Here is a 21,016-nt window from a genome sequence, read left to right on the forward strand (position 1 = left end):
GGCTTCCTGCTGATGCGGGCGGCGAGGGGCTGAGCGTGGCGGACGATTTCGACATCAACCGCATCGACGAGGTCATCCACGGCCGCGTCCGGCTCGGCATCATGGCTGTGCTGTCCGGAGTGGAGAGCGCCGACTTCAACACCCTCAAGGCTCGGCTTCAGACCACCGACGGCAATCTGTCGGTCCACCTCAGAAAGCTCGAGGACGCCGGCTTCGTCTCTGTCGTCAAACGGTTCGAAGGCCGCAAACCCCTGACCGAGGCGACGATGACCCCGGCGGGCCGCCAGGCCTTCCTCGCCTATCTCGACGCCATGCAGGGCCTCGTCGGCCCGGGAGGCGCCGGGACCTGAGCGGCGCGGTGGGAAGCGTCGCGGACGTGGGCTAGAGAGGCGGCATGACCGGCCGCATCCATCGCTTCGACGCCCTCGACAATTTCCGAGACTACGGAGACTACGCCTCGGCCGCCGGCCGCCGCATCGCCGGCGGCCGGCTGTTCCGTTCCGCCCACCACGCCCGCGCCTCCGACGCCGACCTCGCGCGGCTGGCCGGGCTGGGCATCGCCGCCGTGGTCGACCTGCGCCGTCCCGGCGAGCGCCGCGACCAGCCTTCCCGCCGCCCCCCGGGCTTCGCCGCGACGGTCATCGAGAGCGACCACGACGACGGCCGCGAGGCGCCGCACATCACCTTCCTCAAGACCGCCGATCTGACCGTCGACGCCGGCCGGCGCTTCATGACCGAGACCTACCGCGAGCTGCCCTTCGAGCCGGCCCACCTCGACCTCTTCGCTCGCTATTTCCGCGCCCTCGCCGAGGCCGAGGGCGCCGTCCTGATCCACTGCGCCGCCGGCAAGGACCGCACCGGCCTGCTCGCTGCCCTGACCCACCACCTCCTCGGCGTCCACCGAGACGACATGATCGAGGACTATCTGCTGACCAACACCGCCGTCGATCTCGCCGGCCGCGCTCCCGGCATCGCCAGACAGCTCGAGACCATGACCGGCCGCCCCGCCGGCCATGACGCCGTGGTCGCCTTCCTCGGCGTCGAGCCGGCCTACCTCGAGGCGGCGCTGGCCGAGATCGCCGCCCGCGCCGGCTCGGTCGATGCCTGGCTGGAGCAGGCGCTGGGCGTCGACGCGGCCCTGCGCGACCGCATCGGCGAGCGGCTGGCGGAGTGATCCGGCCCTTCCAGACGACCGAGACCCGCGTCCGTCCGTGGCGCGACCCCCTCGCCGTCGCCGCCGGTCTGCGCCATCGCGACGGCGCCCTCGCCCTGCTCTCCGACGGCGGTCCGCTGGGCCGCTGGTCCTTCGTCGGCGCCGACCCCGACTGGACCGGCGGGGAGGGCGGCCTCGGCCTGCTGCGCGAGCCGGCCCTGTCGCGCGGCGTGGTCGGACTCCATGCCTACGACGCCGGCGCCCGCCCCGCCACCGGGCCACGGGAGCCGATCTGGCCCGACCTGATGCTGGCCCGCTACCCCGCCATGCTCGCCTTCGATCATCGGGACCGGACCGTCACCGTCACCGGCCGGGGCGCCGACCCGGACGCCGCCGCGGCCGCTGCCGACCGGGCGGACCTCTGGCTGTCCCGGGCGGTCGATGCCCCCCCGCCGCCTCCGCCCGCCGCGGCCATGCAGGCCGAGGCTCCGCCGGAGACCTACCTCGCCGCCGTCGCCGACGTCGTCGCCCGCATCGCCTCGGGCGAGCTGTTCCAGGCCAATATCGCCCGCGCCTGGTCCGGGGAGCTACGCCCCGGCGCCGACCCCTTCGACGTCATGCTGCGCCTCGCCGGCCGGGCCGCCGCCTACGGCGCCTTCTGGCGGCTCGGCGATCGGGCGCTGGTCTCCAACTCGCCCGAGCTCTTCCTGACCTTCGACCGCGGAAGCCGGCGCATCGAGACCCGGCCAATCAAGGGCACCCGTCCGCGCCACCCCGATCCCGCCCGCGACGCCGCCCTCGCCGTGGAGCTCCGCGCCAGCGCCAAGGACCGGGCCGAAAACCTGATGATCGTCGACCTGATGCGCAACGATCTGTCCCGCGTCGCCGAGCCGGGCTCGGTGACGGCGGACCGGCTGTTCGAGATCGAGAGCCATCCCACGGTCCACCATCTGGTCTCGACGGTGAACGGAACGGCCAGGCCGGAGACCGGCGTCGCCGATCTGCTGGCCGCCACCTTTCCCCCCGGCTCGATCACCGGCGCCCCCAAGCATCAGGCCATGAAGGTCATCGCCGCGCACGAGCCGCCGCGCGGCCCATGGTGCGGCAGCCTGTTTCACATCGGCGAAGACGGCGGCCTGACCGCCTCGGTGCTGATTCGGACGGCCTCTTTCGAGCGGGCGGAGGGACGCTGGCGTTTCCGCACTCTCGCCGGAGCCGGCATTGTCGCCGACAGCGACCCCGCTTCCGAACTGGCCGAGACCGGGGTCAAGATCCTCGCCCTGCGCGAAGCACTGACCGGGTCCTAGCAGTCGGTGCAGGCCGTCTTGTCCACCGTCCGCGGCCGCAGATAGTAGGTGTGCGAGAACCGCGTCAGCCCCGGCATCAGATAGTCGGCGGCCGAGTCGTAGTCGTAGGTGACTTCCGCCACCACGACGCTCTCGCCGTCGGAAACGAGGTCGGCCGGCAGGGTGATGGTCGACCCCACCGCCCGGGCCGTCATGCCGTCGCCGCGGCTCCAGTCCACGCGCGCGCTGCCGGCGGTCCGCGTCACGCTCGACACCCGCTGGTGAAGGGTCGAGGTCGGGAACGGCTTCATGATCAGCCCGCCGATGTCGAAGATGTCGTCGATGGTCGCGGCGGTGACCGTCTCTTCCTGGGCGATGAGATCGGCGACCGTGGCCGAGACGTGACCCATCCGCTTCTGGGCCATGAAGCCCTGACAGAACTCGGTCATGCCCATGTAGAAGGCGATCAGCACCGGCGCGAGCATGGCGAACTCGATCGCCGAGACGCCGCGCTCGTCTCCGGTCAGCCGCCTGATCAGACCATGTCTCATCCGGCGGGCTCGTTGCGGAAGGCGGTGGTGGCGGTCAGCATCGCCGTGCGGTCGCCGACGCTCGACAGGGCCTGCGACAGGAAGGTGGTCAGCAGCGGATGCTGGTACCAGACGCGCACGAGGACCAGATCGCCGGGATTGCCGTTGGCGTAGGTCAGCCCGCTCGGATCGAAGCCGTCTCCGGCCAGCGGGTCCGGCGGCGTCGTGTTGAACTGCGGAATGACCCGCACGTCGATCGTCGCCCTGGATTCGCAGTCGCCCGAGAAGATGCTCATCCGGCTGCACAGCTGGGTCTTGAACTGGGCCGCGGTCATGCCCTGGGCGCTGGCCTGACCGGTCCGGACAAGACGCCCCGTGGCGATGGCCGCGTTCTCGAGCACGGAATCGAGCGTGAAGATCAGCGCCACCTCGAGAATGGCGAAGATCATGACGCAGAAGGGCAAGACCACCAGGCCGAACTCGACGGCGGCCGAACCGTCGCGGTTGCGCAGGAACCCGCGCCGCAGCGGGCGGCCTCTGAACGCCGAGCGTCGACGACGGGTGATCACGGGCGCTACTGGGCCGGGGGAGCGGGAGGACCGTTGGTGCCCCGCACCGAGGGCGAGCAGGAGGCGGCGCAGGCCATCTCGGTCGCCTGCGCCCCGCGCCAGACGCGGACCCGGCCCGCGCCGTCGCCGGCGGTGACCACGACCTGGCTCTGGAAGACGGTGCGGCCGATCGGATCGACGGCGACGACTTCCGTCACGCCATAGCCCTTGCCTGTGATGTAGAGGGTGTTGGCGTCGACCACGGTGACGTCGGCGATCTCGGGATTGCCGACGATCACCGAACCGGCCGGGCCGCTCAACTGAACGCGCTGGGCCTGATCGATTTCAACGCTGATGCGGGCGGACTGCGCCACGGCGAGGCCGGGGCCGGCCAGCAGGGCGGCGGCGCCGAGGGCGAGGAGCAGGCGGTGGGTGCGGGTCATGGCGACGGTGTCCATAGAGCGAGCGCGCGCGAGAGCGTGATGGCGAACCTGCCCGCGAAACCTCAATAAAGTTTGAAACTGCCGCCGGATTACCGGTTCAGCCCTGGTTCCGGCTCGTTGATACGGGGCGCGGAGCGGTTAAGCCGAACCATTCTACAGTAAATCTTCTGGTAACCACGCCCGGCGACCGGGCCTTAACCGATATGGGCGATAACGACGGTGCGTTTTGGGGGTCAAGCGGGCTACCGGCTCCCCCCCCGCGTTCAGTAGCTCGCTTCCTCGTCTGCAAAGGAACCATGACCATGAAGAAGTTCATTTCGAAGTTCATGTCCGATGAGTCGGGCGCCACGGCCATCGAATATGGTCTGATCGCCGCCCTCATCGCCGTCGTGATCATCGCGGCCGTCACCGCCCTAGGTACCAACATCTCGACCCAGTTCGGCAAGGTCGCCACCGCCATCGGCGCCACCTAAGCGTCGTAAGCGTCTTGAACCAGGCGGGGGCCGGAGCGGAAACGCTCCGGCCCCTTGCTTTTGCGCCTCCCCGGAAACGCCGCCTTAAAGGTCGATCGGGCAGGCTGCGCGAATGGAACTCCTGCAACTGGTCCTGCTCGCCATCCTTCCCGCCCTGGTGATCGTCGCCGGGCTGAAGGACCTGACGTCGATGAAGATCCCGAACTGGATTTCGGGGCTCCTGATCCTCGGCTTCTTCCCCGCCGCCCTTCTTCTCGGCCTGGGGGCCGTGGAGATCGGGATGCATGTTGGCGTGGCGGTCGCGGCCCTGCTGATCGGCATGGGCCTGTTCGCCCTGAACTTCCTGGGCGGCGGCGACGTCAAGCTGATGGCGGCCGCCTGCCTCTGGCTCGGCCTGTCGGGCTCGGGCGTGTTCGTCCTCGCGACGGCTGTGATCGGCGGCCTCTTCTCGCTGGCCCTGCTGGTCAGCCGGGCGTGGCTGCAGCCCTATGTCGGCGCCGGTCCCGGCTGGTTCGTGCAGCTGATGGAGCCGAAGGGGCACATCCCCTACGGCGTCGCCATCGCCGCCGGCGCGCTGGTCGCCTGGCCGACCTCGCCGCTGATGGTCGCCTTCCTCGCCGGCTAGAAACGGGCGAGGCGAATCCGTGCGTTAGCACTTAGGCCGACGTTAACCCGCAGCCGCCATGTTCGTTAACGGTAGGGGGCCAAAGGACCAATTCAGGGGTCCGGCCGGCCCTGCCGGAGACAGTCGATGAAGCCTGCCCGAATCATCGTGATCTGCGTCGCCGCCGTGGCCGCCATCGGGCTGGCCCTGGTCGTGCGCGCCATGGGATCCCCCTCGAAGGAGCCGACCGCCGTCGCCACCGCCGCGGCCGTCGAGGCGCGGCCGATGGCCAAGGTGCTCGTCGCCGCCAAGGACCTGCAGCCGGGCCGCCGCCTCGACGAGTCCGACATGGAGTGGAAGGACTGGCCCCTCGACCAGGTCAATCCGGCCTTCATCACTGACGGCTCGACGCCGGTTCCGGCCGCTGGGGAGCCGGCCGCCGGGGATAAGGAAGAGTCGAAGCCTGAGGGCGCCGTCGCCGCGGTGACACGCGCCGCGTCCAATCTCGCCACCGGCGGGGCCAAGGCGGACTACGTCGGCTCGGTGGTGCGCGAACCCATTCTCGCCGGCGAGCCCATCGTGATGCGCAAGATCGTCCGCGCCGGAGACAGCGGCTACATGGCCGCCTACCTGGAGCCGGGAATGCGCGCCATGGCTATCCGCGTCACTGTCGAGACGGCGGCCGGCGGCTTCATCCTGCCGGGCGACCGGGTCGACGTAGTCCTGACCCGCGAAACCACGCTCGGCAACATCGGCGCTTCCGAGGGCGACCGCTCCAAATTCACCTCGGCCACGGTCATGCAGAACATCAAGGTGCTGGCGATCGACCAGTCGACCCGCGCCGGCGACGATGAGCAGACCGTGATCGGCGCGACCGCCACTCTCGAGGTCGGCCCGCGCGACGCCGAAGCCCTCGCCCTCGCCAAGTCCGAGGGCGAACTCAGCCTCATCCTGCGCTCCTACGCCGACACCGGCGGCCCCTCGGGCCGGGTGTCCGCCGGACCGCGTGAATCCTCCGCCGTCCGCGTCTACCGCGGTGGCGCGCCTGAAGTGGTGGTGGTCCAATGAAGCGCCCGCAGATGCGTCTCGCCGCCGTCGCCCTCGCCGGCCTGCTGGTCGTCGTTTTGCCGTCGCCTTCCGCCGTCCAGGCCCAGACCCGCGCCGCCGTCTCCATGGGCTCGCAGTCGCAGCTGATCAGCCTGCCGCGCGGCTCGTCGATGGCGGTGGATCTGCCCGCCGACGCCCGCGACGTGATCGTGCCCAATCCGCTCGTGGCCGAGGCCATGCTGCATTCGCCCCGCCGCATCACGATCATCGGCCTCGCCCCCGGCGAAACCGACGCCGTGGTGCTGGACAACGCCGGCCGCACCATCCTTTCGCTTCGCATCCGCGTCGACGCCGGCGTGTCGGCCCTGCAGGACACGCTCAGCCGGGTCATGCCGGGCGCGAACGTCCACGCCGAGGCGGTCAACGACAGCGTCATCCTCACCGGCACCGTTTTCAGCCCGGGCGAGGCCGACCGGGCCAGCCAGGTCGCCCGCGCCTTCGTGGCGAGTCCCGACAAGGTCATCAACATGATGACCATCGAAGGCTCCGACCAGATCACCGTCCGGGCCCGCATCGTCGAGGTCCAGCGCACCGCGGTGAAACAACTCGGTCTCGACGCCACGGCCGTTCTGGCCAGCGTCGGCGACGGCCTCACCCTCACCCAGGCGGCCACCTTCGCGGTATCGGGAAACCAGCTGGGCGGCGGCGTCCTGAACTATCAGGACTCGGCCGGCGACGGCAGCAGCCTGAACACCTCCCTGCGCGCCTTTGAACGCGCCGGCCTCGTCCGCATCCTCGCCGAGCCGAACATCACCACCGCCAACGGCGAGAGCGCCGAATTCCTGGCCGGCGGCGAGTTCCCGGTGCCGGTCGGTCAGGAGACCGACGCCGACAGCATCAAGGTGACCATCGAGTTCAAGCCGTACGGCGTGCGTCTGGCGGTGAGGCCGATCGTGCTGTCCCCCGGCCGGATCTCGCTGCAGCTGTCGACCGAGGTGTCGGAGCTGACCTCGCTCGGCGCCTTCACCCTGGGCGGCGGACAGGGCGGCACCGCCCTGGTCATCCCGGGCCTCAATGTGCGCCGTGCGTCCAACACCGTCGAACTGCCCTCGGGCGGCTCGCTGATGATCGCCGGCCTGCTGCGGGAGGACACCCGCCAGAACATTGACCAACTGCCGGGGCTCGGCGACCTGCCGGTGCTCGGGGCCCTGTTCCGCTCGCGGGACTACCTGTCCGGCGAAACCGAACTGGTGATCATCGTCGAGGCCTACATCGTCTCGCCGACCTCGCCGGACCGGATGCAGACGCCCGCCGACGGCCTGCGGATCGCCAACGACGCCCAGACCATCCTGTTCGGACAGCTGAACCAGCACTACGGCCGCCCGAACGTCGCCGCGGACGCCGCCGACGCCGGCTGGAGCGGCCCCGTGGGCTATGTGATCGAATGAGGACCCCGATGATGCGCGCCCTCCTCCTGACCGTCGCCGCCGCCACCGTCCTCGGCGCCTGCGTCTCGACGGGCGCTACCGACAGGCAGCCGCTCACCCCGCTGTCGCGCTATGCGCTGCAGGTCGAGCCCGGCCTCGACCGGATCGCCCTGGCCGTGCACGAGGACGGTCTGTCGTCCAACCAGCATGCGGCGCTCAACGATCTCGCGCATCGCTACATGGCCGGCGGTGTGGGCTCGATCAGGATCGAGGGTCCCTCGGGCGAGGACCCGGCGGCGGCCCGCCAGACCTGGGCGGTGCGCTCGGCGCTCGAGTCCGCCGGTCTTCCGGCCGACCGCATCGTCGTCGCCTCCTACGCCGCGCCCGATCCCCGTGCGCCGGTTCTCGCCGGCTTCGAGACCGTCCGGGCCGTGATTCCGAACTGCGCCGCCGAGCCCCGCGCCATGGAAGGCCGGTTTTCGAACAACAGCTCGATGGGCCTGGGCTGCGCCATCAACGCCAATCTCGCCGCCCAGATCGCCGACCCGCGCGACATCGTCGCCCATCGCCGGACCAGTCCGGCGGATTCCGGGCGCGCGGCCGTGGTGTTCGACAACTACCGCCGGGGCGAAATCACCTCGGCGCCGCAGGAACCGCTGGTCGAGGGCCGTATCGCCCAGGCTGTGGAATAGACCGATCATGACCAACGCCTTCCCCCGACCGGTCGAGGATTTCGAGGACGAGTTCGACCTCGAAATGGGCTATGTCGCGGCCGGCCCCGGCCCGGGCCCTGCCGCCCGCCCCGCCGGCGATGCCGGCGGGGCATATGCGCCCAACCCGCCGGCCACCGGCATGGAAGACGAGGTGCGGCACCCCCTGCAGTTCACGCCTGCGGCCGTCGCGGCGGCGCCGACCTATCCGCCCGCTCCGGCCGAGAGCCAGGTTCCCGCGGTGGCTGGCTTCAATCCGGTGGGCGACCTCGTCGCCGGGGCTTCCGCCGCCTTCTCGCCGCCGGCGCTGGGCGGCGGTGGACCTGAAGTCTCGGTGCCGCGCATCGCCATCCATGTCTTCGCCGAACGCCAGGATACCCTGGCGGCGGCCGAGCGGGCCGGGCAGGATCGCCGCCTGTCCCGCGCCACGACCCAGATCCGCGTCGGAGGCGTCGCCGCCGCTGTCGAGGCCTATCAGCACGAGCCGACGCCGCCGCTGATCATCGTCGAATGCCTGAAGGATCCGCAGACCCTGCTGTGGGAAGTCGACCAACTGGCCGAGGTCTGCGACGCCGGCACCAAGGTGGTCGTCATCGGGGCCACCAACGACATCCTCCTGTTCCGCGAACTGATGCGCCGCGGCGTGAGCGAATATCTGGTCGCGCCGCTGCAGCCCCTGCAGCTGATCGCGGCCATCGGCGGCCTGTTCAACGATCCGGCCCAGCCCTTCGTCGGTCGCTCGATCGCCTTCGTCGGGGCCCGCGGCGGGGCCGGAGCCAGTTCGGTCGCCCACAACACCGCCTATGCGATGAGCGAGCGGATCGGCGCCAACACGGTCATCGTCGATTACGACCTGCCGTTCGGCACCGCCGGCCTCGACTTCAACCAGGATCCGCTGAACGGCGTCGCCGACGCCCTCAGCCAGCCGGATCGTCTCGATCCGGTGCTGCTGGACCGGATGATGGTCCGCTGCACCGACAAGCTGAGCCTGTTCGCGGCTCCGGCCACCCTCGATACGGACTGGGACATCTCGCCCGAGGCCTTCGAGGAGGTCACGACCCAGATTCGCTCGACCGCGCCCTTCGTGGTGCTGGACCTGCCGCACGTCTGGTCGGCCTGGATGCGCCGCACCCTGATCGCCGCCGACGAGGTGGTGGTCGTGGCCACGCCTGATCTCGCCAGCCTGCGCAACGCCAAGAACATGATCGACCTGATCCGTCAGGGCCGGCCCAATGACGCCCCGCCCCGGCTGGTGCTCAACCAGGTCGGCGTCCCCGGGCGCCCGGAGATTCCGGCCAAGGAGTTCGGGGCCGCCCTCGGGGTCCATCCCAGTCTGATCATCCCGTTCGATCCCAAGGTGTTCGGCGCGGCCGCCAACAACGGCCAGATGATCCTCGACGCCGGGGCCAAGTCCAAGGCCGCCGAGGCCTTCCAGATGCTGGCCCAGATCGTCTCGCGCCGTGAACTGCCGATGCTGACCGGGCCGAAGGGCAAGCCCGCCAAGGGCGAAGGCAAGTCGATGTTCTCCGGCCTGTTCAAGAAGAAGACCTGACGAGTGTTCGGCAAGCGCACAGGTCAGCCTGGAGCCGCCGCAGCGGCCCCGCGTCCGGCGCCCGCGCCCGCGCCCGCGCACGCCGCCGCGCCGCCGGCAGGCCTGCAGCCGGAGTCTGGCGTCCAGACGCAGGCGTTCGCCTTCGGCGGAGATGTCGCCGAGCTCGCCCGGGAGGAAGCCCGCGCCGACTCGTACAATGCCAAACCCGCGTCGGAGGCCGCCGATCGTCTCGACGCCCTGGCCTCGAGGCCGAGGCCCGCGGCCGCGGCGCCGACGCCCAAGAACGCGCCGGGGCCGAAGGCCACACCCGGATTCGAACAGCTGAAGAAGGCCCAGGCGGTCGCCGAGATCGTCCGCGAGCAGTCGGACTACTACCACGCCACCAAGACGACGATCTTCAACGCCCTGATGAACACGATCGACCTGGCCCAACTGGCGGGTCTGGATCCGAAAGCGGCGGCGGAGGAGATCCGCGACATCGTCGCCGAACTCGTGGCGATCAAGAACGTCTCGATGTCGGTGGCCGAGCAGGAGCACCTGGTCCAGGACATCGTCAACGACGTCCTCGGCTACGGCCCGCTGGAGCCGCTGCTGGCGCGCGACGACATCGCCGACATCATGGTCAATGGCGCCGGCCGGGTGTTCATCGAGGTCGGCGGCAAGGTTCAGCTGACCAACGTCCGCTTCCGCGACAACACCCAGCTGATGAACATCTGCCAGCGGATCGTGTCGCAGGTCGGCCGCCGCGTCGACGAGAGCTCTCCGATCTGCGACGCGCGCCTGCCCGACGGCAGCCGCGTCAACGTCATCGCGCCGCCGCTGGCCATCGACGGCGCCACTCTGACGATCCGGAAATTCAAGAAAGACAAGCTGACGATGAAGAATCTGGTGGAGTTCAACTCCATCAGTCCCGAGGGTGCCCGTGTCCTGGGCGTCATCGGCGCGTCGCGCTGCAACCTCGTCATCTCGGGCGGCACGGGCTCAGGCAAGACCACCCTGCTCAACACCCTGACGGCCTTCATCGATCCCACCGAGCGGGTTATCACATGCGAGGACGCGGCCGAGCTGCAACTGCAGCAGCCGCACGTGGTGCGCCTCGAGACCCGTCCGCCCAACCTCGAGGGCCAAGGCCAGATCACCATGCGCGATCTGGTCAAGAACTGTCTGCGGATGCGTCCCGAGCGGATCATCGTGGGCGAGGTCCGCGGGCCGGAGGCGTTCGATCTGCTGCAGGCGATGAACACCGGCCACGACGGCTCGATGGGCACTCTGCACGCCAACTCGCCGCGCGAAGCCATCAGCAGGATGGAGTCGATGATCACCATGGGCGGTTACGGCCTGCCGTCGAAGACGATTCGCGAGATGATCGTCGGTTCGGTCGACGTGATCATCCAGGCGGCGCGCCTGCGCGACGGCTCGCGCCGCATCACCCACATCACCGAGGTGGTCGGTCTTGAGGGGGACGTCATCGTCACCCAGGACCTGTTCGTCTACGAGATCACCGGCGAGGACGAGAACGGCAAGATCGTCGGCCGTCACCGCTCGACCGGCATCGCCCGTCCGCGCTTCTGGGATCGCGCCCGCTACTACGGCCTCGAGCGCGAGCTGGCCGAAGCCCTCGACGCGGCGGAGTAGCCGCCGTGCTTCCGATCCTCGCAGCGGTTCTGGCCTTCATCACCATCGGCGGTCTCGGCTGGGCCTTCGTCGGCGGCGGCGACTCCTCCGAAGCCGCTATCAAGCGCGCGCAGAACCTCGGCGGTCCCAAGCAGAACATGGCGGCGGCCCGCAAGGCGGCCGCGGCGAACACGCCTGAAGCCCGCCGCAAGCAGATCATGAAGCAGCTCCAGGAATCGGAGCGCGCCTCACGCAAGGCCCGGATCAGCCTCGCCGCCAAGCTGAAGCAGGCCGGCCTCGCGACGACGGTGAAGACCTTCTGGATCATCAGCGCCGTGCTGGGCGTGATCGCTCTCCTCGCGCCGCTGCTGTTCGGGCTCAACATCCTGATCGCGGTCGGGGCCGCCGTGGTCTTCGGGCTCGGCTTTCCTCGCTGGGTCGTGGGTTTCCTCGGCAAGCGGCGGATGAAGAAATTCTCCAGCCACTTCGCCGACGCCGTGGACGTCATAGTGCGCGGCATCAAGTCCGGCCTGCCGGTGCACGATTGCTTCAAGATCATCGCCCGGGAAAGCCCGGCTCCGCTTGGACCTGAGTTCCAGTTGCTCGTCGAAGGACTGGGCGTGGGTCTGACCCTGCAGCAGGCGCTGGAGAGAATGTACGAGCGCATGCCGACGCCGGAGCTGAAGTTCTTCGCCATCGTCATCGGCATCCAGCAGAAGACCGGCGGCAACCTGGCCGAGGCGCTGGGCAACCTTTCGACGGTGCTGCGCGCCCGAAAGATGATGGGCGAGAAGATCAAGGCCCTGTCTTCGGAAGCCACCGCTTCCGCCGGCATCATCGGCTCGCTGCCGCCCGCCGTGATGATCCTCGTCAGCATCACGACCCCGGCCTACATGGCCAAGCTGTTCACCGAGCCGCGCGGGCAGTTCATGCTGCTGATCGCGGTGCTGATGATGTCCCTCGGCGTCTTCGTGATGAAGCGCATGATCTCGTTCAAGTTCTAGGGGCGCGGTGTGGGAGACATCATCGGCTTCGTCACCAATCTGCAGAACCTGCTCAGCATGGGCGTGGGCGTGCTGGTGTTCGCCACCCTGGTGACCTTGCTCGGCTCGATAGGAGGCGAGGCGAAGCTGGAAAGCCGGATGAAGGCGGTCGGCGAGCGCCGCGAGGAGCTGAAGCGCCGCTCCCGCCAGGCGATCGCCGCCCAGGGCGCCGGTCCGCAGGCTCTTCGGCACACCGATACGGGGTTCAAGAAGCGGGTGGTCGAGCGGTTGAACCTGACCAAGCTGCTGGAGGACCCCAAGGTCGCGGACAAGATGGCTCAGGCCGGCTATCGCGGCCCGAAACCGCTGACCACCTTCTACTTCTTCCGCTTCTCCATGCCGTTCGTCATGCTGGCGATCGCGGCCTTCTACCTCTTCATCCTGAACGACTTCGGCCTGCCGGTCATGAACCGGCTGGCGATCTGCATGTTCGCGGCGGTGATCGGCTTCTACGGGCCGAACATCTTCCTCGCCAACCGTATCTCGAAGCGTCGCACGTCGATCATGCAGGCGTTCCCGGACGCGCTGGATCTGCTGCTGATCTGCGTCGAGGCGGGCATGTCGATCGAGGCGGCGATCCAGAAGGTCAGCCAGGAGATCGGCGGTTCCTCCATCGACCTCGCCGAGGAAATGACCCTGCTCTCGGCCGAGCTCAGCTATCTTCCCGATCGGCGCATGGCCTACGAGGGGCTGGCCAAGCGGACCAATCATCCGGGCGTCAAATCGGTGGCGACCGCGATGACGCAGGCCGAGACCTACGGCACGCCCTTGGGTTCGGCGCTGCGGACCATGGCCAAGGAAAACCGCGAGATGCGCCTGTCGGCGGCCGAGAAGAAGGCCGCGGCCCTGCCCGCCAAGCTCACGGTTCCGATGATCCTGTTCTTCCTGCCGGTGCTGTTCATCGTCATTCTGACTCCGGCGATCATCAGCATCCAGGACACGATGGCGAAGGGCGGCTAGGCTTCGGCGGCCGTCTTCATCGCCTCCGCGATGGAATCCACCGCCTTGCGGAGCGCCTTGCGGTGGCGGTCGAAATACATCTCGCCGCGCAGGCCCGAGAAGATGAAGCCGTTGGCGACGACGCAGCTGCCGGGCTCCAGCTCCTCGATCTCGAAGTAGCGGATCGACCTGAACCACAGCCCGCGCTTCTCGAGCCAGACCAGCTGGGAGTACGGTGTCCATTCCCCGACCGTCACGCTGGCGCGGCGCTCCGGCAGGCCGGGAATGGTCTCGGTCAGCGCAATGGAGCCGCCATAGGCGATCGTTCCCTCGACCGAGGTTTCGACCGGGTTCCAGCGATCCCAGCCGGGCAGGTCCGCGATCAGTTCCCAGATGCGGTCCGTGGAGGCGCGGACGCCGATGCGTTTCTCGATGCGGGCGGTTTCCATGCCGTCGATCTGGCACGGCTTTCGGGCGCTGAAAAGACCGCGGTTCTAGCGGCCGCCCTCGGGGCCCGGCTGCGAAGCAGGCGGCGTCTCGGGCGAGGGCGTCTCGTCGCGATCGGGCAGGTCGGGCGGGCCCAGCCGCAGGCGGGCGCTGACGAAGCACAGCGCCGTCGCGAAGCCGAGCAGCACGATGTTCGCCACGAACGGCGCCGGCTCGGCGACCTCATACAGCGCCACCCCGATCACCGGCGGTCCGAGGAAGCTGAGACCCGCCAGCGACATCATCAGGCCGGCGACGGCGCCCTGCTCATGCGGCTCGACGGAGAGAGAGGAGCCGGCGGTGAAGCCCGGACGGGCGAAGCCGACGCCCAGCGAGATCACCGCATAGCCTATCACCACGCCATAGTAGCCGGGAGCCGCGATGGTCATCGCATTGCCGAGCAGCGCCAGCCCGGCGCCCCAGCGCATCAGGTCGGCGGCCTGCAGCTTGAGCAGCGGAATCAGCCCCCACTGCGCCATCAGGGTCGCCGCCGCGCCGGCCAGCATCGCGATTCCGATAAAGGGCTGGGCGTCGCGCACCGACACGCCGGTCACCGCCATCTCGTCGATGATGTGGAAGCCCAGCACCGAAATGTTCACCGCCTGCGACCCGGTGACCAGCAGGCCGTAGAGGAGGTAGTCGCGGACGCGGGGATCCTTCCACAGCCCCTTGCCAGCGCTTCCCCGATGACGGCCGGGTGCGGGCTGGCGCACGACGTCGCCGCTGGGGAGGCGCCGCCAGACCACCCACAGCACGACGGCTCCGAACAGGGCGAAGGCGTACATCGGACCGGCCAGGCCGACGATCGGCAGGATGAAGAAGGGCGCCAGCGCCGGGCCGATGACCGTGCCCAGTCCCTGGGCCGAAGCGAGCAGGGACATCGACTGGGTGCGCTGCTCGGGCGTGGTGCGGTCAGCGACATAGGCCTGGGCGGCGATGGGCGAGGCGGAGCCGAACACGCCGTAGATGGTGCGGGCCACCGCCATCAGGACGAAGGCGAGGATCGGCGCCAGCCACAGCTGCAACCCGGCGGTGGTGGCGAGGCCGAAGCCGCCGATCGAGACGACGAAGCCCGCCAGGCCGATCATGATCACCCGCTTGCGGCCCAGGCGGTCGGACAGGCCCGCCCAGTAGGGGGAGGTCAGGGTCCACATCAGCGCCGAAATGGCGAAGGCGCCGGAGACCAGGGTGTCGCGGATGCCGAACTCGCGTCCGATCGCCGGCAGCACCGACTGCAGCGCCATATTGCCGGCGGCGGCGATCAGGCTGACCGCGAACAGGATCATGAAGGCGGGGGAGCGAAGGTTCACGGCGAGAGTCTAGGCGGCGGCGGGGCCTTGCGAAAGCGTGCGCCGTCCGCGACGGTTGAGCCTGATTTCCGGAGACGCCGCCATGCCCATTCGCCGCCTGCTCGCCGCCTCCGCTTTCGCCCTCGCTCTCGTCGCCGGCGCCGCCCATGCCCAAGTCCCGCTTGGGAGCGTCGAGACCGCCGTCGAAGGGGTCACGCCGAAAGTGGTCGCCTGGCGCCGCGACCTGCACGCCAATCCTGAGCTGGGCTTCGCCGAGACCCGCACCGCCGGCATGGTCGCGGAACATCTGCGGTCGCTGGGGCTGGAGGTGCGCACGGACGTCGGCAAGACCGGGGTTGTCGGGATTCTGCGCGGCGGACGGCCCGGCCGGACCGTGGCCCTGCGCGCCGACATGGACGCCCTGCCGGTGCTGGAGGCGACGGGCCTGCCATTCGCCTCGACCGCGACCGGGACCTACATGGGCAATACGGTGCCGGTGGCGCACGCCTGCGGCCACGATGCGCACGTGGCCATGCTGATGGGGGCGGCCGAGGTTCTGGCCGGGATGAAGGACGAGATCGCCGGCACGGTGGTGTTCATCTTCCAGCCGGCCGAGGAGGGCGCGCCTCCGGGCGAGCCGAAGGGCGGTGCGGCCCTGATGATCGAGGAGGGCGCGCTCCGCGACCCGCGCCCGGACGCCATCTTCGGCCTGCACGTCGTCCCCGGCCGGCCGGGGACGCTGTGGTACCGGCCGCGCGGCTTCATGGCGGCGTCGGACCGGATCGACATCACCCTGCGCGGACGGCAGACCCACGGGGCCTGGCCCTGGAAGGGGGTCGACGTCATCTCGGCCTCGGCCGACGTGGTCCAGACCATCAACAGCCTGACCGCCCGCACCATCGATCCGACGACGACGCCGACGGTGTTCACCATCGCCACCCTCGACGCCGGAGTGCGCTACAACATCATTCCGGACCAGGCGGTGCTGTCGGGGACGCTGCGCACCTTCGACATCGCCCAGCGCGACGATCTGGTGCGGCGGGCGGAGATCGCCATCGGCAATGTCGCCGAGAACTACGGGGCGATCGCGGAGTTCGGCGTGCGCCAGAACGCGGCGCTGGTGTTCAACGACGAGGCGCTGTCGGGCTGGCTCGCTCCGGTGCTGGAGGAGGCCGCGGGCGAGGGCAACGTCAATCCGGGCGCGCCGCCGACCACGGTGGCCGAGGACTTCAGCTATCTGTCGCAAGAGGTGCCGGGGGTTTTCTACCACCTCGGCGGCAGCGCAGACGGGGTCGATCCGGCGACCTCGCCACCGAACCACTCGCCGTCGTTCGACGTCAACGAGGCGGTGCTGCCGGTCGGGGTGAAGGCGCATGTGCTGACGGCGTTGCGCTTCCTCGAGCGACGCTGAGACCAGGCGGGCCGGCAACCACGTTTTTCAACGTCCCGGCAAGGATCGGGGCGCACCCTCGTACGGTTTTGCGGGAGTGCGTCATGACGAAACTGCCGGTCGAGTTGCCGCCCATGACCCTGGAGCGCCGGGGCAGCGCGCGGCGCGAGATTTTCTACTTCCTGGTCGCCTTCGCCGCCATGTTCGGCGCGGCGATGCTGGGCATCGACCTGCTGTTCTAGCGGCGGTCGAAGTAGGTGGTGATGACGCGGCGGTAGACCTCCGCCAGCGCCTCGATTTCGCTCACCGGAACGCGCTCGTCGATCTGGTGCATGGTCTGGCCGACGAGCCCGAGTTCGAGCACCGGGCACATGGCGCGAATGAAGCGGGCGTCGGAGGTGCCGCCGGTGGTCGAGGCCTCGGGGCGGCGGCCGGCGACGGCCTCGACCGCGTCCTGCACGCCGGTGACGAAGGCGCCGGGCTCGGTCAGGAAGGCGTTGCCCGAGCACAGATTCTCCAGCTCGATGCGCAGGCCGCTCTCGGCCTGGGCCTCGCCGGCCATGGCGTTGAGCCAGGCGATCAGCTCGTCGCCTGTGTGGTTCGGATTGAAGCGGATGTTCAGCCGCGCCTTCGCCTCGGCCGGGATCAGGTTGGTGGCCGGGTTGCCGATGTCGATGGTGGTGATCTCGAGGTTCGACGGCTGGAAGCCCTGGTAGCCGTCATCGAGGCGGTGGTCGGCGAGCCGCGCCATCAGCCGGGCGATGACGGGGGCCGGGTTCGCGGCGCGGTCCGGGTAGGCGACGTGGCCCTGTTTCCCGTGGACGGTGATCCAGGTGTTGAGGGAGCCGCGGCGGCCGATCTTGATGGTGTCGCCGAGCGCGTGCTGGGACGACGGCTCGCCGACGACGCAGGCGTCGATGACCTCGCCCTCCGCCATCAGGGTTTCGACGACGCGTTTGGTGCCGTGCAGGGCGGGGCCTTCCTCGTCGCCGGTGATCAGGAAGCTGAGCGAGCCGGGGACGTCACCGTCGGCGAGGATGCGCGAGACGGCGGCGATCCAGGCGGCGATGCCACCCTTCATGTCGACGGCGCCGCGGCCGTAGAGGACGCCGTCGCGGACCTCGGCTTCGAACGGCGCGGCGGACCAGGCGGCGACTGAGCCGGGCGGGACGACGTCGGTGTGGCCGGCGAAGCAGAGGTTGGGAGATGCCGTCCCGCGCCGGGCGTAGAGGTTCTCGATGAAGGCCTGCTCGCCTACCGCTTCGCTACTTGATGCGGGGCCGAACTTCATCCGCCGGCAGGTGAAGCCGAGGCCGATGAGGAGGCGCTCGAGGATGTCCATCGCCCCCTCGTCGGCGGGGGTGACGGAGGGTCTTCGGATCAGGTCGCGGGTCAGTTCGACAGGATCGATAACCGGATGTGATGCGGCGCTCATGGACCTGTGCTTTAGGGGGTTCGGACGATTGCGAGAAGGCTTCTCTCCATGCCGAAGATCGACATCGACAGCGCGCCCACCGGACACGGGACCGGTTATCCGGAAGAGTTCGCGGGGCCGTGCAAGCCGCGGCGGCGGTGGCGGCTGGGCGACGCGGTCGGGCTGGACCAGTTCGGCGTCAATCTGCTGCGCCTGCCGGACGGCGCCTGGTCTAGCCAGCGGCACTGGCACGAGGGTGAGGACGAGTTCGTCTGGGTGCTCTCCGGCGAGGTCGTGCTGATCGAGGACGAGGGGGAGACGGTTCTGCGGGCCGGCGACTGCGCCGGGTTCAAGGCCGGGGTCGCCAACGGCCACAAGATCGAGAACCGGTCGGGGGCCGAGGCGGTGCTGCTGGAGGTCGGGACGCGCACGCCCGGCGGCGACAGCGGCGACTATCCGGACATCGACATGGTCTTCCGGCCGGGCGGCTATTTCCATCGGGACGGGACGCCGTATCCGAAGGTCGACCGGCGCACGTGACCGTCGAGAGCGTAGACACCGGGGCCCCGACGCCGCCCGTCCCGCCGGGGGACGGAGAGCCGTCCAGTCCGTGGGGCATCCGCGACTTCCGGCTGCTGTGGCTGGGCCGGGTGACGGCCGTGCTGGGCATCCAGATCCAGTCGTCGGCCCTGTTGTGGCAGGTCTACGAGATCGCGCGGCGGGACCATCCGATCGAGGAGGCGAGCCTGTATCTGGGGCTCGTCGGCCTTTGCCAATTCCTGCCGCTGCTGGCCTTCACCCTGCCGGCGGGGGCGATGGCCGACCGCCGCGACCGCAAGCGGACCGTGGCCCTGTCGATCCTGGTCGAGGCGATGTGCGCCGGCGGCTTCCTGCTGATGGCGCTGCACGGCTCGCCGCCGTTGTGGGGGCTGCTGGCGGTGGCGGCGCTGTTCGGGGCGGCGCGGGCCTTCCTCGCCCCCGCCAGCCAGAGCTTCCTGCCGATGGTGGTCGGCCGCCGGGCCCTGCCGCCGGCCATCGCAGCCCAGTCGATCGCCTTCCAGACCGGGGCCATCGCCGGACCGGCGCTGGGCGGGGTGATCGTCGGGATAAACGTGCCGCTGGCCTATGCGGCGGCGATGGGGCTGTTCCTGCTCGGCATCGGCTGCTTCCTGCTGATCCGCACCAGCGGCAAGCCGAAGCCGGTCGAGAGCCGGCTGTCGCCGCTGGAGTCGGTCAAGGAAGGGCTGGCCTATGTGTGGAAGACCAAGATCGTGCTGGGCGCCATCTCTCTGGACCTGATCGTGGTGCTGCTGGCGGGGGTGGCGCTGCTGACCCCGATCTTCGCGCGCGACATCCTGCATGTCGGGCCGGAGGGCTTCGGCCTGCTGCGGGCCTCGTTCGGGGTCGGGGCGCTGGGCATGGCCATCTATCTGAGCCGGTTCCCGATCGTGCGGCACGGCGGGCGGTGGATGTTCGCGGCGGTGGCGGTGTTCGGCCTGTGCACCCTGACCTTCGGCCTGTCGAAGGCGGCCTGGCTGTCGGGTCTGGTGCTGCTGATCGGCGGGGCGGCGGACATGGTCAGCGTCAACATCCGCCAGACCCTGATCCAGCTGGCCACGCCGGATCACATGCGCGGCCGGGTCAGTTCGGTGTCGATGCTGTTCATCGGCGCCTCGAACGAACTGGGCGAGGCCTATTCCGGAGTGGCGGTGCGGCTGCTGGGACCGGTCGGGGCGGCGGTGTTCGGCGGCTTCGGGGCGCTGGCGGCGACGGGGGTCTGGGCCAGGCTGTTCCCGGGACTGCGCAAGGCCGACCGGCTGGACTGAGGTCAGTCCGAGAGGCCGGGCTTGCCGCGGCCGCTCTTGATCGTCGACCGCTTGGCCTTGCCTTCGAGGCGGCGCTCCTTCGAGGCGCGTGTGGGGCGGGTCGGCACGCGATAGACCGGCTTGATCGAGGCCTCGTCGACCAGGGCCTGAAGCCGCTCCATCGCATCGGCGCGGTTGCGTTCCTGGGTGCGGAAGCGGACGGCGGTGATCAGCACCTCGCCGGCCTGGGTCGCCCGGCTGCCCGCCAGCTTGAGCAGTCGTTCCTTGACCGGTTCGGTCAGCGACGGTGAGTTGATCACGTCGAAACGCAACTGGACGCTGGTCGAGACCTTGTTGACGTTCTGGCCGCCCGGTCCGCCGGCGCGGAAGAAGCGGAACTCCAGTTCGTTCTCGGGGACGACGGTCACCGGACCACCCGTTTGGCCATGATCACGGCCCGGTCCAGCGCCTGAAGAAAGGCGGAGCGATCCTTGGGGCCGAAGGGGGGCGGGCCGCTGGTGGCGACGCCCATGGAGCGCAGATGCTCGCCGACCAGGCGCCCGGCCAGGGCCGAGCCGATCGAGTCGGGGGTGAACGGCTGGCCGTTCGACTTCAGCGCCTGGGCGCCGGCCTTGAGGCAACGGTCGGCGAGCGGGATGTCGGAGGTGATGACGATGTCGCCGGGCCCGGCCCGTTCGGCGATCCAGTCGTCGGCGATGTCGGGGCCGGCGTCGACGACCACCTGTTCGATCCACGGGTCGCGGCGGGTGTTGATCCAGCCGTTGGAGACCACGAACACCTTCAGGCCGTAGCGCTCGGCGACGCGATAGACCTCGTCCTTCACCGGGCAGGCGTCGGCGTCGACGAAGATGCGGGGCGCGGTCATGGCGGGGACTGACTGTCTGGTTCCGGGCCTGATGTCAAAGCGCGGGCCGGAGGGCGGAAAATTTGGTGTGGCAGAGTCGGCAGAGTCGGCAACGGGCGAGCAGAAATTCGCAGTGGCAGGGTCGGCAGAGTCGGCAGTTTCACAATGATCGGCGCGCCTGCGGCGGTGCGGCGGGGATGCGATTGTCAAAGATCGTGCGCCCGGCCGACGGACGGGACAGGAGCAGTTTACGACGGGCTTCTCCCCAGGCGCGTTCATGACGCTGCCGGAGGGACGATCCAGAGCGAAATCAGCGGGTTGGATCTGCAAAGTGTGCGGAAAGCGGGCGGATTTGCAGCGCAGCATCGGGGCAGCACCGGGGCAGCAGGTGGCGGCGA

The 21,016-nt window shown here is 69.6% G+C and carries 24 protein-coding genes; 16 read left to right on the plus strand and 8 right to left on the minus strand.

The window, feature by feature from the left end; genetic code table 11:
- The first annotated feature begins 35 nt into the window (after positions 1-35).
- From VEC04_RS07180 to VEC04_RS07190, 3 genes are read left to right on the plus strand one after another with little or no spacing between them, the layout of a single operon-like run.
- Positions 36-350: a transcriptional regulator gene (locus VEC04_RS07180; protein WP_324775392.1), complete on the plus strand. Its 315-nt coding sequence runs from the start codon at positions 36-38 to the stop codon at positions 348-350.
- Between the two features lie 44 nt (positions 351-394).
- Entirely contained in the window at positions 395-1,174 is a 780-nt protein-coding gene (locus tag VEC04_RS07185) for a tyrosine-protein phosphatase (protein ID WP_324775297.1), read from the plus strand.
- Positions 1,171-2,460, plus strand: a complete 1,290-nt coding sequence (locus VEC04_RS07190; protein WP_324775299.1) for an anthranilate synthase component I family protein — start codon at positions 1,171-1,173, stop codon at positions 2,458-2,460. Before VEC04_RS07185 ends, VEC04_RS07190 begins: the two co-directional genes overlap by 4 nt.
- On the opposite strand, the gene VEC04_RS07195 is transcribed toward VEC04_RS07190, so the two are convergent.
- The 3 genes from VEC04_RS07195 to VEC04_RS07205 are packed head-to-tail and all read right to left on the minus strand — an operon-like array spanning position 2,457 to position 3,960.
- Positions 2,457-2,990: a TadE/TadG family type IV pilus assembly protein gene (locus tag VEC04_RS07195; protein ID WP_324775300.1), complete on the minus strand. Its 534-nt coding sequence runs from the start codon at positions 2,988-2,990 to the stop codon at positions 2,457-2,459. The two genes, VEC04_RS07190 and VEC04_RS07195, sit on opposite strands and share 4 nt — an antisense overlap.
- Positions 2,987-3,538: a TadE/TadG family type IV pilus assembly protein gene (locus tag VEC04_RS07200; RefSeq protein ID WP_324775302.1), complete on the minus strand. Its 552-nt coding sequence runs from the start codon at positions 3,536-3,538 to the stop codon at positions 2,987-2,989. The genes VEC04_RS07195 and VEC04_RS07200 overlap by 4 nt, the downstream gene beginning before the upstream one ends.
- Positions 3,539-3,543: 5 nt before the next feature.
- Positions 3,544-3,960, minus strand: a complete 417-nt coding sequence (locus VEC04_RS07205; protein WP_324775304.1) for a pilus assembly protein N-terminal domain-containing protein — start codon at positions 3,958-3,960, stop codon at positions 3,544-3,546.
- A gap of 302 nt (positions 3,961-4,262) precedes the next feature.
- Between VEC04_RS07205 and VEC04_RS07210 the strand changes: the two genes are divergently transcribed.
- The 9 genes from VEC04_RS07210 to VEC04_RS07250 all read left to right on the plus strand — a co-directional run bounded on the left by VEC04_RS07210 (position 4,263) and on the right by VEC04_RS07250 (position 13,390).
- Positions 4,263-4,433: a Flp family type IVb pilin gene (locus VEC04_RS07210; protein ID WP_168047289.1), complete on the plus strand. Its 171-nt coding sequence runs from the start codon at positions 4,263-4,265 to the stop codon at positions 4,431-4,433.
- A gap of 112 nt (positions 4,434-4,545) precedes the next feature.
- Positions 4,546-5,058 (plus strand): A24 family peptidase, encoded by a 513-nt coding sequence (locus VEC04_RS07215; protein WP_324775308.1) that lies wholly within the window; start codon positions 4,546-4,548, stop codon positions 5,056-5,058.
- 126 nt (positions 5,059-5,184) lie between these two features.
- A complete protein-coding gene (cpaB, locus tag VEC04_RS07220) occupies positions 5,185-6,105 on the plus strand; it encodes a Flp pilus assembly protein CpaB (protein WP_324775310.1) in 921 nt (306 codons plus the stop codon).
- Between the two features lie 11 nt (positions 6,106-6,116).
- Complete coding sequence (locus VEC04_RS07225; protein WP_324775312.1) at positions 6,117-7,532, plus strand: type II and III secretion system protein family protein; 1,416 nt, start codon at positions 6,117-6,119, stop codon at positions 7,530-7,532.
- Between the two features lie 11 nt (positions 7,533-7,543).
- On the plus strand, positions 7,544-8,203 hold the full coding sequence (locus VEC04_RS07230; protein ID WP_324775314.1) for a CpaD family pilus assembly protein: 660 nt from the start codon (positions 7,544-7,546) through the stop codon (positions 8,201-8,203).
- Positions 8,204-8,210: 7 nt separating this feature from the next.
- Positions 8,211-9,773: a CpaE family protein gene (locus VEC04_RS07235; protein WP_324775316.1), complete on the plus strand. Its 1,563-nt coding sequence runs from the start codon at positions 8,211-8,213 to the stop codon at positions 9,771-9,773.
- A 3-nt stretch (positions 9,774-9,776) separates the two neighbouring features.
- The gene (locus VEC04_RS07240; protein WP_324775318.1) at positions 9,777-11,408 is read left to right on the plus strand and encodes a CpaF family protein; all 1,632 of its coding nucleotides are present in this window, start codon (positions 9,777-9,779) and stop codon (positions 11,406-11,408) included.
- 5 nt (positions 11,409-11,413) lie between these two features.
- The gene (locus VEC04_RS07245; protein WP_324775320.1) at positions 11,414-12,391 is read left to right on the plus strand and encodes a type II secretion system F family protein; all 978 of its coding nucleotides are present in this window, start codon (positions 11,414-11,416) and stop codon (positions 12,389-12,391) included.
- Positions 12,392-12,400: 9 nt separating this feature from the next.
- Positions 12,401-13,390, plus strand: coding sequence for a type II secretion system F family protein (locus VEC04_RS07250; RefSeq protein ID WP_324775322.1), 990 nt, complete (start codon positions 12,401-12,403; stop codon positions 13,388-13,390).
- On the opposite strand, the gene VEC04_RS07255 is transcribed toward VEC04_RS07250, so the two are convergent.
- Positions 13,387-13,818, minus strand: a complete 432-nt coding sequence (locus tag VEC04_RS07255) for an SRPBCC domain-containing protein (RefSeq protein WP_324775324.1) — start codon at positions 13,816-13,818, stop codon at positions 13,387-13,389. The genes VEC04_RS07250 and VEC04_RS07255 overlap by 4 nt on opposite strands.
- 45 nt (positions 13,819-13,863) lie before the next feature.
- On the minus strand, positions 13,864-15,165 hold the full coding sequence (locus VEC04_RS07260) for an MFS transporter (protein ID WP_324775326.1): 1,302 nt from the start codon (positions 15,163-15,165) through the stop codon (positions 13,864-13,866).
- An 82-nt stretch (positions 15,166-15,247) separates the two neighbouring features.
- Between VEC04_RS07260 and VEC04_RS07265 the strand changes: the two genes are divergently transcribed.
- Both VEC04_RS07265 and VEC04_RS07270 read left to right on the plus strand, forming a co-directional pair.
- Positions 15,248-16,555 carry an amidohydrolase gene (locus VEC04_RS07265; protein ID WP_324775328.1) on the plus strand — a complete coding sequence of 436 codons (1,308 nt, stop codon included), beginning with the start codon at positions 15,248-15,250 and terminating at the stop codon, positions 16,553-16,555.
- An 83-nt stretch (positions 16,556-16,638) separates the two neighbouring features.
- A complete protein-coding gene (locus tag VEC04_RS07270) occupies positions 16,639-16,776 on the plus strand; it encodes a hypothetical protein (protein ID WP_324775330.1) in 138 nt (45 codons plus the stop codon).
- Here the strand turns inward: VEC04_RS07270 and dapE are convergent.
- Positions 16,773-17,969 carry a succinyl-diaminopimelate desuccinylase gene (dapE, locus tag VEC04_RS07275; protein ID WP_324775332.1) on the minus strand — a complete coding sequence of 399 codons (1,197 nt, stop codon included), beginning with the start codon at positions 17,967-17,969 and terminating at the stop codon, positions 16,773-16,775. The two genes, VEC04_RS07270 and dapE, sit on opposite strands and share 4 nt — an antisense overlap.
- A 48-nt stretch (positions 17,970-18,017) precedes the next feature.
- On the opposite strand from dapE, the gene VEC04_RS07280 reads away from it, so the two are divergent.
- Both VEC04_RS07280 and VEC04_RS07285 read left to right on the plus strand, forming a co-directional pair.
- The gene (locus tag VEC04_RS07280; RefSeq protein ID WP_324775334.1) at positions 18,018-18,488 is read left to right on the plus strand and encodes a cupin domain-containing protein; all 471 of its coding nucleotides are present in this window, start codon (positions 18,018-18,020) and stop codon (positions 18,486-18,488) included.
- Positions 18,485-19,774: an MFS transporter gene (locus VEC04_RS07285; RefSeq protein WP_414642659.1), complete on the plus strand. Its 1,290-nt coding sequence runs from the start codon at positions 18,485-18,487 to the stop codon at positions 19,772-19,774. The genes VEC04_RS07280 and VEC04_RS07285 overlap by 4 nt, the downstream gene beginning before the upstream one ends.
- Before the next feature lie 2 nt (positions 19,775-19,776).
- Here the strand turns inward: VEC04_RS07285 and arfB are convergent, their stop codons facing one another.
- Positions 19,777-20,181, minus strand: coding sequence for an alternative ribosome rescue aminoacyl-tRNA hydrolase ArfB (gene arfB / locus VEC04_RS07290; protein ID WP_324775336.1), 405 nt, complete (start codon positions 20,179-20,181; stop codon positions 19,777-19,779).
- On the minus strand, positions 20,178-20,639 hold the full coding sequence (locus VEC04_RS07295) for a YaiI/YqxD family protein (RefSeq protein WP_324775338.1): 462 nt from the start codon (positions 20,637-20,639) through the stop codon (positions 20,178-20,180). The genes arfB and VEC04_RS07295 overlap by 4 nt, the downstream gene beginning before the upstream one ends.
- Positions 20,640-21,016: the final 377 nt, after the last annotated feature.

Origin of the sequence: Brevundimonas sp. (genome assembly GCF_035626535.1) — a bacterium.
Lineage (GTDB): Bacteria > Pseudomonadota > Alphaproteobacteria > Caulobacterales > Caulobacteraceae > Brevundimonas.